Origin of the sequence: Mesorhizobium sp. 131-2-1, from assembly GCF_016756535.1 — a bacterium.
Lineage (GTDB): Bacteria > Pseudomonadota > Alphaproteobacteria > Rhizobiales > Rhizobiaceae > Mesorhizobium.
Genome location: NZ_AP023247.1, coordinates 3,593,691 through 3,606,127 on the forward strand (window position 1 = coordinate 3,593,691; position 12,437 = coordinate 3,606,127).

11 protein-coding genes are annotated in these 12,437 nt (G+C 63.4%); 6 read left to right on the forward strand and 5 right to left on the reverse strand.

The features are described from left to right. Positions 1-168 precede the first annotated feature (168 nt). The 4 genes from JG743_RS17360 to JG743_RS17375 are packed head-to-tail and all read left to right on the forward strand — an operon-like array spanning position 169 to position 4,894. Entirely contained in the window at positions 169-1,746 is a 1,578-nt protein-coding gene (locus tag JG743_RS17360) for an ABC transporter ATP-binding protein (RefSeq protein ID WP_202292000.1), read from the forward strand. Further along, a complete protein-coding gene (locus JG743_RS17365) occupies positions 1,743-2,855 on the forward strand; it encodes an ABC transporter permease (RefSeq protein ID WP_202292002.1) in 1,113 nt (370 codons plus the stop codon). Before JG743_RS17360 ends, JG743_RS17365 begins: the two co-directional genes overlap by 4 nt. Next, entirely contained in the window at positions 2,855-3,775 is a 921-nt protein-coding gene (locus JG743_RS17370) for an ABC transporter permease (RefSeq protein ID WP_202292004.1), read from the forward strand. Before JG743_RS17365 ends, JG743_RS17370 begins: the two co-directional genes overlap by 1 nt. Positions 3,776-3,826: 51 nt before the next feature. Beyond that, the gene (locus JG743_RS17375) at positions 3,827-4,894 is read left to right on the forward strand and encodes a BMP family ABC transporter substrate-binding protein (protein WP_202292006.1); all 1,068 of its coding nucleotides are present in this window, start codon (positions 3,827-3,829) and stop codon (positions 4,892-4,894) included. Positions 4,895-4,939: 45 nt separating this feature from the next. Here the strand turns inward: JG743_RS17375 and JG743_RS17380 are convergent, their stop codons facing one another. From JG743_RS17380 to JG743_RS17395, 4 genes are all read right to left on the reverse strand, one after another. Beyond that, a complete protein-coding gene (locus tag JG743_RS17380) occupies positions 4,940-6,040 on the reverse strand; it encodes an acyltransferase family protein (protein WP_202292008.1) in 1,101 nt (366 codons plus the stop codon). A gap of 107 nt (positions 6,041-6,147) precedes the next feature. Beyond that, complete coding sequence (rimO, locus tag JG743_RS17385) at positions 6,148-7,461, reverse strand: 30S ribosomal protein S12 methylthiotransferase RimO (RefSeq protein WP_202292010.1); 1,314 nt, start codon at positions 7,459-7,461, stop codon at positions 6,148-6,150. Between the two features lie 128 nt (positions 7,462-7,589). After that, a complete protein-coding gene (locus tag JG743_RS17390; protein ID WP_202292012.1) occupies positions 7,590-8,249 on the reverse strand; it encodes a TerC family protein in 660 nt (219 codons plus the stop codon). A gap of 183 nt (positions 8,250-8,432) precedes the next feature. Then, on the reverse strand, positions 8,433-8,840 hold the full coding sequence (locus JG743_RS17395) for a DUF930 domain-containing protein (RefSeq protein ID WP_202292022.1): 408 nt from the start codon (positions 8,838-8,840) through the stop codon (positions 8,433-8,435). 217 nt (positions 8,841-9,057) lie between these two features. On the opposite strand from JG743_RS17395, the gene JG743_RS17400 reads away from it, so the two are divergent. Next, positions 9,058-9,582, forward strand: a complete 525-nt coding sequence (locus JG743_RS17400; RefSeq protein ID WP_202292024.1) for an OmpA family protein — start codon at positions 9,058-9,060, stop codon at positions 9,580-9,582. A gap of 13 nt (positions 9,583-9,595) precedes the next feature. Here the strand turns inward: JG743_RS17400 and JG743_RS17405 are convergent, their stop codons facing one another. Continuing rightward, entirely contained in the window at positions 9,596-11,035 is a 1,440-nt protein-coding gene (locus JG743_RS17405; RefSeq protein WP_202292025.1) for a caspase family protein, read from the reverse strand. 295 nt (positions 11,036-11,330) lie between these two features. On the opposite strand from JG743_RS17405, the gene JG743_RS17410 reads away from it, so the two are divergent. Further along, entirely contained in the window at positions 11,331-12,434 is a 1,104-nt protein-coding gene (locus JG743_RS17410) for an autotransporter domain-containing protein (RefSeq protein WP_202292036.1), read from the forward strand. Positions 12,435-12,437: the final 3 nt, after the last annotated feature.

A 12,437-nucleotide genomic window follows, 5' to 3' on the forward strand; every position in this document is an offset into this window, starting at 1 on the left:
TGTTCGCAAAGCCGGCCAACCACTTTGACCGGTTTTGCGGGGTACTTTTTTACCGCTTGAGTTTCCGCTGAAATTCTTGAAGCTCTTTCAAGTCGCGTGCCGCTTTCCGACAACAGCCGGCAGCGCATACCATGCTTTCGGGAACACAGAACATATCTGGCAAACCAGATGGGAGGCACTGTGAGTGCAAATCACGACAGCGCGAACCTGCTTGAAGTTCGTGGGCTGACCAAGATCTTCGGCACGTTGACGGCGTGCAACCATATCGACCTCAACATCGCGAAGGGCGAGATCCACGCCCTGCTCGGCGAGAACGGCGCCGGCAAGTCGACGCTGGTCAAGATGCTGTTCGGTTCGCTGGAGCCGAATTCGGGCGAGATCTTCTGGGACGGCCAACCCGTCCGGATCACCAATCCCGGTGCCGCCAAGAAGCTCGGCATCGGCATGGTGTTCCAGCATTTCTCGCTGTTCGAGGCGCTGACGGCGGCGGAGAACATCGCGTTGTCGCTGGATGACGGGTCGCCGATCAGCAGCATCGCCGCAAAGGCGAGGGCGCTCTCCTACAGCTACGGCCTGCCGCTCGATCCTGAATCGCTGGTCGGCGACCTCTCTGTCGGCGAACGCCAGCGCATCGAGATCATCCGCTGCCTGCTGCAGACGCCGCAACTGATCATCCTCGACGAGCCGACATCGGTTCTGACGCCGCAGGAAGCCGATAAGCTGTTCGAGACTCTGGAGAGGCTGCGCTCGGAAGGCAAGTCGATCCTCTACATTTCGCACCGGCTGGAAGAGGTCAAACGCATCTGCGACCGCGCCACGGTGCTGCGCCACGGCAAGGTGGTCGGTCATTGCAATCCCCGCCAGGAGACCGCCGCCTCGCTCGCCCGCATGATGGTCGGCAACGAGGTGAAGGCGGTGGTGCGCGCGCCGGCCGAAGGCATCGAGACGGCACCGGCGCTGCTCGAGATCCGCGCGCTGATCCGCAAGCCGGCCACGCCCTTCTCGATCCCGCTCAAAAACATCAACCTCGCGGTGCGCGCCGGCGAGGTGATCGGCATCGCCGGCGTCGCCGGCAACGGCCAGGGCGAATTCTTCGAATCCGTCTCCGGCGAGGTGCTGCAGCCGGAGGCCGGCTCGGTGCGCATCCGCGGCAAGGACGCTGGCGGCCTCACCATCACCGGCAGGCGGCTGATGGGTGCGGCCTTCGTGCCGGAGGAGCGGCTGGGCCATGGCGCCGCGCCGCGCATGAAGCTCTCGGAAAACCTGCTGTTGTCGCGCCATGCCACTGACGGCAAGGCCTTCGTCAGCTCCGGCGGAATGGTCAAGAGCGCGGCCATCTATGCCGCGTCCCAGCGCATCATCGAGGTCATGGACGTGCGCAAGAGCGCGCCCGATCCGGAAGCCGCGGCACTGTCCGGCGGCAACCTGCAGAAATTCATCGTCGGCCGCGAGCTCGACCGCAAGCCGAGCGTCATGGTGGTCAACCAGCCGACCTGGGGCGTCGATGCCGGCGCCGCGGCGCACATCCGCCAGGCGCTGATCGAACTGGCGCGCAGCGGCTCTGCGGTGCTGGTCATCAGCCAGGACCTCGATGAGCTGTTCGAGATCTCGGATGCGATCGCGGTGATGCATAATGGCGAATTGTCGAAACCGCTGCCGATCGCCGAAGCGACCTTCGAGAAGATCGGCCTCTTGATGGGCGGCGCCGAGCCCGGCCACGCCGAACACACGCTGGAGACGGCATGATGCGCCTCGAACTCGTCAAACGCCCGCAGCGCTCGGCGCTGTTTTCGGTGCTGTCGCCCTTCATCGCCTTCGCGCTGACGATGATCGCCGGCGCCATCATGTTCGCGCTGCTCGGCGTCAATCCGCTCAATGCGTTCAAGATCTATTTCATCGAGCCGATCAGCCAGGTCTGGCAGTTGCACGAGCTGGCGATCAAGGCGGCGCCACTGATCCTGATCGCGGTCGGCCTGTCGGTCTGCTACAGGGCCAATATCTGGAACATCGGCGCCGAAGGGCAGCTCATCTTCGGCGCCATTTTCGGCTCGATCATCCCGGTGCTGTTCCCCGGCTTCGAGGGGCCGCTCGTGCTGCCGCTGATGCTCATCCTCGGCATGTTCGGCGGTGCCGCCTATGCCGCCATCCCGGCGCTGTTGAAGACGCGCTTCAGCACCAACGAGATCCTGACCAGCCTGATGCTGGTCTATGTCGCGCAGCTCTTCCTCGACTGGCTGGTGCGCGGCCCCTGGCGCGATCCGCAGGGCCATGGCTTCCCGCAGACCATCCAGTTCGGCGACTCCGCAATCCTGCCCGAGCTGATGCCTGACGCCGGGCGCGCCAATTGGGGCTTCGTCTTCGCGCTGGTCGCCGCGGTGCTGATCTGGCTGCTGATGAGCCGCATGCTGAAAGGCTTCGAGGTCCGCGTGCTGGGATCGAGCCCGAGGGCAGGGCGCTTCGCCGGCTTCGGCTTCAGCCGCATGGTGTTCTTCACCTTCCTCCTGTCGGGGGCGCTCGCCGGCCTCGCCGGGATCTCGGAAGTCTCCGGCGCGATCAACCAGCTGCAGCCCGTGATCTCGCCCGGCTATGGCTTCACCGCCATCATCGTCGCCTTCCTTGGCCGGCTCAATCCGCTCGGCATCATCGCCGCGGGCCTGGTTCTGGCGCTGACCTATCTCGGCGGCGAGGCCGTGCAGAGCGCGCTCGGTATCTCCGACAAGGTGGCGCGCGTCTTCCAGGGCATGCTTCTGTTCTTCGTGCTCGGCTGCGACACGCTCATCCACTACCGCATTCGTCTGATCGGCTTTGCCGCGCCAAAACTCGAGGCCGCGCCCAAGCTGGAGGAGGCACGCTGATGGACATCACCGTCAACATCCTTTTGACCATCGCCACGGCGGCGACGCCGCTGCTCATCGCGGCAATAGGCGAACTGGTGGTCGAGCGCTCGGGCGTGCTCAATCTCGGCGTCGAGGGCATGATGATCATGGGCGCCGTCGGCGGCTTCGGCGCCGGCTATCTCACCGGCTCGCCCTGGATCGGCCTGCTCGCCGCGGTTGCGGTGGGAGCGCTGTTCTCGCTGTTGTTTGCCGTCATGACGCTGTCGCTCGCCACCAACCAGGTGGCGACCGGCCTGTCATTGACGCTGCTTGGCCTCGGTCTCTCCGGCATGATGGGAACGAGCTTCGTCGGCCAGCCCGGCCAGCGCCTGCCCAATCTCGACATCCCCGGCCTGAGCTCGATCCCGGTCGTCGGCAAACTTATCTTCGGCCAGGACCCGGTCTTCTACATCTCGATCGCGCTGACCGCCGCAGTCATGTGGTTCCTGTTCAAGACCCGCACGGGACTGACGCTGCGCTCGATCGGCGACAGCCACTCTTCGGCGCATGCGCTGGGCATCCACGTCATCCGCTACCGCTACCTGGCGGTGATCTTCGGCGGCGCCTGCGCCGGTCTCGCCGGCGGACACCTGTCGCTGGTCTACACGCCGCAATGGGTGGAGAACATGAGCGCCGGGCGCGGCTGGATCGCGCTGGCGCTGGTGGTGTTCGCCTCATGGCGGCCGTGGCGGGTGCTGGCTGGCGCCTATATCTTCGGCGCGGTGTGGATCGGCCAGCTTCATGCACAGGCTTTTGGCATTCCGATACCTTCGCAGATGCTTTCTTCACTGCCCTATCTGGCAACCATCGTGGTTCTCGTTCTAATCTCGCGCAACAAGCGTCTGACGATGATGAACACGCCGGCTTCGTTGGGGCAGCCATTCGTTCCGGATCGTTGACAACAACAAAAAGACGGGAAGCTCCAAGGCTTAACTCAGAGAGGTAACACGATGAAAAAACTGCTTATTGCCCTGATGACCACGACTGCGGCCATTTCGCTCGCGGCAACGGCCGAAGCCGCCGACAAGCTGAAGGCGTGCTGGGTCTATACGGGTCCGATCGGCGACTTCGGCTATTCCTACCAGCACGACCAAGGCCGCCTCGAGGTGGAGAAGGCGCTCGGCGACAAGGTCGAGACCGCCTATCTCGAAAACGTCTCGGAAGGCCCCGACGCCGACCGCGCTTTCGAGCGTCTGGCGCGTGAAGGCTGCAAGCTGATCTTCGGCACCTCCTTCGGCTTCATGGACGCCGAAGTGAAAGTGGCCAAGAAATTCCCGAAGGTGATGTTCGAGCACGCGACCGGCTACAAGACCGGCGACAATCTCGGCATCTACAACGCGCGCTTCTATGAAGGCCGCTATGTGCTCGGCCAGATCGCCGCCAAGGAATCGAAGGCCGGCGTCGCCGGCTACATCGTCTCCTTCCCGATCCCCGAAGTGGTGATGGGCATCAATTCCTTCATGCTCGGCGCGCAGTCGATCAACCCGAACTTCAAGGCCAAGATCGTCTGGGTGAACTCGTGGTTCGACCCGGGCAAGGAAGCCGACGCCGCCAAGGCGCTGTTCGACCAGGGCGCCGACATCGTCGTCCAGCACACCGATTCCACCGCCGCGCTGCAGGTGGCGGAGGAGCGCAAGCTGCACGGCTTCGGCCAGTCCTCCGACATGATCAAGTTCGCGCCGAATGCGGCCTTGACCTCCCTCACCGACGAATGGGGCCCATACTACATCAGCCGCGTCCAGGCCGCTATCGACGGCACCTGGAAGCCAGACAATGTCTGGCTCGGCATCAAGGACGGAGCGGTCAAGCTCGCGCCGTTCACCAACATGCCCGACGACGTCAAGGCGATGGCAGAGGCGACCGCCAAGAAGATCGCCGATGGCTGGAACCCCTTCACCGGGCCGATCGCCAAGCAGGACGGCTCGCCGTGGCTGAAGGACGGTGAAGTCGCCGACGACGGCACGCTGCTCGGCATGAATTTCTACGTCAAGGGCGTCGACGACAAGCTGCCGCAGTAAACGGCTGGAAAACAAGACAAAAAGGGCGCCGCTTGGCGCCCTTTTTCATTCGGCCGGCTGCGCGATGGTGCGACGCAACCTCAATCGCCCAACCTCAACCGCCCGCCCAAGTCGGATCCTGAGCATGCGCTGCGCCGGCCGTTCGAAATAGCGCCAGATCGCCCAGGAGACAAAGAGCATCAACCCGACACAGCCAAAGGCGGCCACCCATTTGCCGGCCAGCGGTGTGGCGGCATTGATGACGAGATAGCCGATGTTCTGGTGCAGGAGGTAGAGCGGGTAAGTCAGTCCCCCGAACGCCAGGGTTATCACTGATGGGCGGACACGATCGCGCAACAGCACCGCGCCGATCAACGCCGCATGCATGACGGCATTGGCGGCCACCAGATTGGCCGTCGGGACGGTAGCGCTATAGGCCTCCTGCATCCACTGCTGGGTCACGGAAAGGGTGCAACTGGACATCAGGAACGCGGCCACCAGAAGCAGCAAAGCCGGCCTTGAGCGGCCATGCGCATGAAGATGGTGGACCAGCAGGCCGGTGGCGAAGAAAGGGCCGAACTCGGTGATGAACAGAAGCCTGACCGCGCGGCTGCCGATGAAGAATTCGTTCAGCGCCGAGATCGCCAGCCAGATGAAGATCAGCTCCTGCTTCCTGCCGCGGAAGATGCCGGTCGCCATGGCGAGCGTCACCCAGCCGTAGAAGATCAGCTCCAGGACGATCGACCAATAGACGCCGTCCATGAAAGGCTGGCCGAAGACCGGCGCCACCATGGAGAGGTTCGCGGCATACTGGGCAAAGGAGGTCGAAAACAGCCGCGCGCCGAAAGCGGTGACGACCGCGAAGCTGATGGTCGTGCAAAGCGCGAAGCCGGGATAGAGGCGGGCGAGACGCGCGATCGCGAACTGCTCCCAGTCGCGGTTTTCCGCCGACCAGGCAACGACGAAGCCGCTGATAAGAAAGAACAGGTTGACCCCGAGATAGCCATATATGGCGATCGGCGCGACACCCGGGTAGCCGCCAGCAACAAGGTCGCCGGCAGTGGCGCCGCGGAAGAAGTAGTGGAAGAAGACGACAGCAAGCGCCGCCGCCAGCCTCAGCAGGTCCAGCGTCGCGATGTGATCCTGCCGCGTGGGCGTGCCGTCCATCCGAACTCCGGCGTTTACGATCCGGAAACCATAAAGCCGATCGCGGCCGAGCGGGTTAAGAGGCCGGAACTATCGCGAAGCGTAGTAAATGTGGCGAGCCGGCGACGTCAGACCGCCGAGCCGTAGAGATCATAGGCGTCGGCGCGGTCGACCTTGACGGTGACGATATCGCCTTGGCGCAGCGGGCGGCGTGACTGGATGTGGACCGAGCCGTCGATCTCCGGCGCGTCATATTTGGTGCGGCCCTTGGCCGACGTGCCGTGCGCCTCGTCGATCAGCACCGGCAGGCGCTTGCCGACCTTCCTGGCGAGCTGCGCGGCCGAGATCTTCTGCTGGCGCTGCATGAAACGGTGCCAGCGCGCCTCCTTGATCTCCTGCGGCACCTGCTCGAGGCCGAGATCGTTGGATCGCGCACCCTTGACCGGCTCGTATTTGAAGCAGCCGGCGCGATCGATTTTTGCTTCGTCCAGCCAATCGAGCAGCATCTCGAAATCCTGGTCGGTCTCACCCGGGAAGCCGACGATGAAGGTGGACCGGATGGCGAGGTCGGGGCACGTCTCGCGCCAGCCGCGGATGCGCTCCAGCGTCTTTTCGCCATGCGCCGGCCGGCGCATGTTCTTCAGCACCTGCGGCGAGGCATGCTGGAACGGGATGTCGAGATAGGGAAGGATCTTGCCCTCAGCCATCAGCGGGATCACGTCGGCGACATGCGGGTAGGGGTAGACATAGTGCATGCGCACCCAGATGCCAAGCTTGCCGAGCTCTTCGGCGAGGTCGAGGAATTTTGCCTTGACCTCGCGGTCGCCGAACATGGACGTCTGGTACTTGATGTCGATGCCGTAGGCGCTGGTGTCCTGCGAGATGACGAGCAATTCCTTGACGCCGGCCTTGGCCAGCTTTTCGGCCTCGCGCAAAACGTCGGCCGCCGGGCGTGAGACGAGGTCGCCGCGCAGCGCCGGGATGATGCAGAAGGTGCAACGGTTGTTGCAGCCTTCGGATATCTTCAGATAGGCGTAGTGGCGCGGCGTGAGCTTCACGCCTTGCGGCGGCAGAAGGTCGATATAGGGATCGTGGCTGGGCGGGGCCGCCTCATGCACCGCCGCCATGACGCTCTCATAGGCTTGCGGCCCGGTGATCGCCAGCACGTTGGGATGCTTCTCGCGGATTACCTCGGGTTCGGCGCCAAGGCAGCCGGTGACGATGACCCGGCCATTCTCGGACAGCGCCGAACCGATCGCGTTGAGCGACTCGTCGCGCGCGGAATCGAGGAAGCCGCAGGTGTTGACCACGACAAGATCGGCGCCGTCATGCTTGCGCGCGATCTCGTAGCCTTCCGCGCGCAGCCGCGTGATGATGCGCTCGGAATCGACGAGCGCCTTCGGGCATCCAAGACTGACGAAACTGACGCGAGGGGCAGACATAAGCTTTTCCGGGCTTTTCGGGATCGGCGGCGCAATACCACACTAATTGCGGCATTGGTATGGGCAACGGCTGCGGCGAAACGCAACCGTCGTTGTTCTGCCTGCCGCCGGCGCCAATCGCCTGCGCGTCAGCTCACCGCGGCATTGACATGCGGCCACACTTCAGCGGCGCCGCGATAGACCATGTCGACTGCCACATAGAGGATGATCGCCAGGCCGACATAGGCAATCCAGCGATAGCGGTGCAGGAGCCTGGCGATGAAGCTCGCGGCAAGGCCCATCAGGCCGATCGACAGCACGAGGCCGATGACCAGCACCCAGAAATGATCGCGTGCCGCACCGGCAACCGCCAGAACGTTGTCCAGCGACATCGACACGTCGGCGACGACGATCTGCAATGCCGCCTGGCCGAGCGTCTTGCGCGGCTTGCCGACCGCTATCGTCTTGTCGCCGTCGAGGTCGGCATTGGCCAGCGCTTCGGTCGCCTCCTGTTCGTCGGCGTGCGAGGTGCGCAACTCGCGATACATCTTCCAGCACACCCAGAGCAGCAGGATACCGCCGGCGAGCAGCAGGCCGACGATCGCAAGCAGCTTGACGGTGATCGCGGCAAACAGGATGCGCAGCACGGTCGCCGCCAGCACGCCGATGAGGATCGCCCTCTTGCGCTGTTCGGCGGGCAGGCCGGCGGCCGCCAGGCCGATGACGATGGCATTGTCGCCGGCCAGCACGAGATCGATGGCAATGACCTGGAGAAGGGCGGTCAGGCTTGCGGCGCTGAAAATGTCCATCGGCTGGAAGCCCTTTGCTGTTCGCCGAGTGTCGGTCGTCGAATATCCAGACGCCCTAACGTGTATGGTTCATGCACGTCAAGTGACCGGCCGGAACAAGCTCGGCAAGCCGACTTCTTTCGACAGGCGTTTGATCAGGTCGCGGTCAGGTCGCCGAGAGGCCGGCGCAAGTGCCTTGTGGCCCTAGTCGTAGAGATTGTACTTCGCCCAATCGGTTTCCGGGATCTCGTCGCCGATCCGGTAACGCAGCTGCAGGATCTGCATGTGGTCCGGCGCGGTCTGGCACTTGAACTTCAGCCGATACCATTGCCCCTTGCTGCGAAAGGCGGCGCCCGGGCTTCTGATGGCGTCGGCGCTCATCTCCGGCGTGGCAAAGGCGTAAGCGACCACCCGGTCGGCCTTGTATTTGTGGTCGTCGTGGGTGATCCGATCGAGCACTTCGGCATCGCAGCGCTGTTCGAGCCGGGTCTGGGGATCGAGTTTCAGGAGGCCGGCGCGCAGCGCATTGTCCATCGCCTTGGCCGGCCAGACCAGCGTCAGGGACGCCAGAACCATCAGGCAGAGCTTTTTCATGGGCGCGACAAGCAACATATTTTGTCTGAGAAATCAACCAGACCTCAGGCCAGGCATGTGGTTCCGGGTCCACCTTGCCGTCGTCGGGCGTCAGCGATCAAAGGCCGACCACGGAACGATATTCCGCCACCGCGGCGCACATATTTCTCCCTGGATGTGAGATGCGTCACATCGTCCGGACCACCAGCGGGAGACAAGTCTTCTGCGATCCGTAGCGGCGATACTGGAGGCAGTCATGCGCGCAACCATCTCGATCTTCGTCCTGGCGGCGGCCCTGATGCCTTCGGTCTCGCTTGCCGGCCCGGTCCAATCCTCGGAAGACATCATCAAGTTCTTCGCCAGGACAGCCGACCTCGGCCAGTCGCGCGGAATATGCGTCGGCGCCGAGGACGAATGTGGCGGCAAGGCGGACGCGCCGGCGCCGACCGGCCTGGATATGCTGGTCAATTTCAATCTCGATTCCGCCGAACTCATGCCGGACGCGCAAGCCAAGCTCGGCGAATTTGCCAAGGCGCTGAAGGACAACCGCCTGAAGGGCCAGAACTTCGTCGTCGAAGGCTATACCGATGCCTCAGGCTCGCCGACCTACAACAAGGGACTTTCGGAACGCCGCGCCGAGTCGGTGACCGCATTCCTGTTGTCGAACGGCATCGAGCCATCGCGCGTCACGCCGGTTGGCCTTGGCGCAACCCATCCGCGGGTGGCCAATCCCTACGATCCGGTCAACCGCCGCGTCGAGATGCGCATCAACACCCAGTAGATTCGTGGCCCTGCTAGAACACGCCGCCGATCCCGATCCCGCCGCTGATGTCGGGGGGCGGAGCGGCCGGACGCGACGGCTTCGAGGACCTCGCGGCTTTTCGGCCGGTAGCCGCCTTGCCGCCCGCCGGCGCGGCATCCGACGATATCCTGGCCGGCTTGGTCCTCTGCACGACGACCGGATCCTTGCACACCCGGCCCGACTGCAGGAACAGGTCGCCCAGGAGCTCGACGGTCGGCTCAGTTATCGATGCCGTGCGCCGGGTGTTCTTGTAGTAGTTGGTGACGGCGCGGACGGAGCCCTTGCCCCAGTTTCCGTCGACGGTCGCGCGGTAACAGCCCAGGCGACGCAGCTCCGTCTGGATGCTGCGCGCGAGATCGGTGGCCTTTTCCGGGTCCGGCTCGCCGGCCGACTTGCCGACGATCAGTGTTTCGAGGCCGGAGACAACGCTTTGCTTGGCGCCCTCGAGGCTGGCGACCTGCGTGCCGGCAGGCTTGGCCGCGGGACCCGCCGGCGGCGTGATCTCGACCGACCGCAATGTCTGCCCGACTATGATCACCGCGGTCTGCAGATCGTTGGAAGCAAGCTCGACCTGCAGTTTTTCCTTGGCGACCGGATCCGACAGGATGCGCGAAAGGCTGGCGCTCAACTGGGCCGGATCGAGCACCTGCTGCTCGGTGAAATAGAACTGCTCTCGCAGATTCGACTGATCCCACGGCACCTGACGGCCGAGCGTGAGCGCCTCGGTCTCGTTGCGCACGCGTATCATCATGTCGGAAATGCTGAGCCCCGGGATTTCGACGTTCTGCAGCAGGGCCGTGGTGAAGGGGCTGTTGTCGCCGGCTCCGTCGACCGTGGTGTTGCCGGGCTGGGTCGCAAAGGCGACAAAAGTGTTCTCGCCCACTTCGACCTGCGCCAGACCGTCGGCGACGCTGGCGCCTTTGCCCACCGGGTTGTTGCGGCAGGCGTCGAGGAAGATGAAGGTTTGTCGCTCACGGCTGGCAAATCTCGCGATCACATCGTTGAGCCTGATCGCATGCGCGGTCAGTTGCTCCAGGTTTTGCGCGTCGGGCGTGTCGACCGGCAGCAGAAAGTTCTCGCCCTGAAGCTGCACGCCGTGGCCGGCGTAGAAGATGAGCACCGCGTTGGCGCCGGCAAGCTTGCCGCTGGCTTCCTGAAACAGCCTGGTAAATCCTTCCGCCGAAAGATCGGTTCCGGTCAGCACATCGAAGTTAAGCCTTTTCAGGCTCTCGGAAAGTCTCCTGGCGTCGTTGTCGGCGTTGGCGAGATGGGGCAGGCGGGCGCTTTGGTAGTTGGAATTGCCCATGACGATTGCCAGCCGCTTGGCGGGCTCGGGTGCGGGCTCCTGCACGGCGGCGGCCTGAGCGCCTATCGGGCCGAGACATGAAAACAGCAGAACCGCCACGATGCGCAGGAAGGGGCCACAGGTCATGACGCGAGCTCGTCTCAGTTGGCGACAGTCTTCGAGCCACCGAAGCACTCACCCCCATGACGCCCCTTACGCGCCGAACCCGTATCTTCGAAGACCCGAAAATCTTACACCGGAACCTATCTCGAAGGAAGGGCGGCGCCGTAGCCGGTCAAAGTGAGTTACTATGATCTTCGATCGATTTTCTGCTAGTATGTCGAAATCGTATCTGTCGCGGCCGGATCATTGTTCTTGGGGAATTCGATCGCATAGCTTGCACCGACTGTTTGAGTAAAACTTTAAGTACGGGGACACGACAATGAAGGCAGAGAAGCGGCTTCTGCGTGCCATTGGGGCAGTTTCGATCGGCGCGGCGGTGATGTTCATGTTCATGACGCCACAGGCGAGCGCCTGTATCCGCGACAGCGACGGACCCATTCTGGACCCGAACTGCGCTATTGGCGGGGCGACAAACGGCGCCATTGTCGACACCGCCCTGGACGCCCTTCACGATATCGTCGACGACATTGTCGAGGCGGATGTCAGCCCGGCAAAGACCGCGCCGCCGGCGCCGCCGGCGCAGGAGGCGCCTTTTGGGGTTTTCGCTTCCGGCCAGCTTGCTCACACCGAACATGACGGCTTCAGGATCTCGGACGGCGTCGACACGTTCGACGGACCGCATTTCGACGTCGATGAGTTCTCGGCCGCCATCAGTGTCGATTTCAATGCCGCCAAGCATTTCGGCTTCGACAATGAGCATGGGCTCAACATCGGTCTGTTTGGCGGCTACGCCTCGGCCGACGTAAATGTCGATGACTCCGATTTCACCGACGGCGACGCCACCAACAGAAGCGGCATGTTCGGCGGCTATGGGCTTTATCGCCATGACACGAGCTATGCGCTCGTTGCCGTATCCGCGTTCCTCGGCAACACCGATGTCGAGAGCGCCGCTGGCCGCTTCGGCAGTTATGACACGCAGGGCTATGCGATAACCGGGTCTGTTGGACGAATCTTCAGCCTCACCGACCGCGTTCGTTTCGATCTGCGCGGCGGATTGCTTGGCGTCACATTCACCGGCGATGGATATGAGGACAATTTCGGCCGTGAGTACGGCAAGAGCCACCTGTCCTTCGGCGCAATCAAGTTCGAACCGGGTATCTATGCCGATTATCAGCTTGGCAACGGCATGGTGATCAGCCCCTACGCGCGCGCTGATTTCCAGCAGCGCTTCGGCTACTCCAACACGGCCAGTGTCGACGATGTGAAAAGCGAGTTCGACGACGCGGACTTTTCCGTCGCGCTGTACTCCGGGTTCAACCTGAAGATGACGAGCTCGACCACGCTCAGCACCGAAATTCGCGGCAAGTGGTCCGCGGACAGCTCGACCGTCAGCGGCAAGCTGGGTCTGAAAATCGCCTTCTGAGCT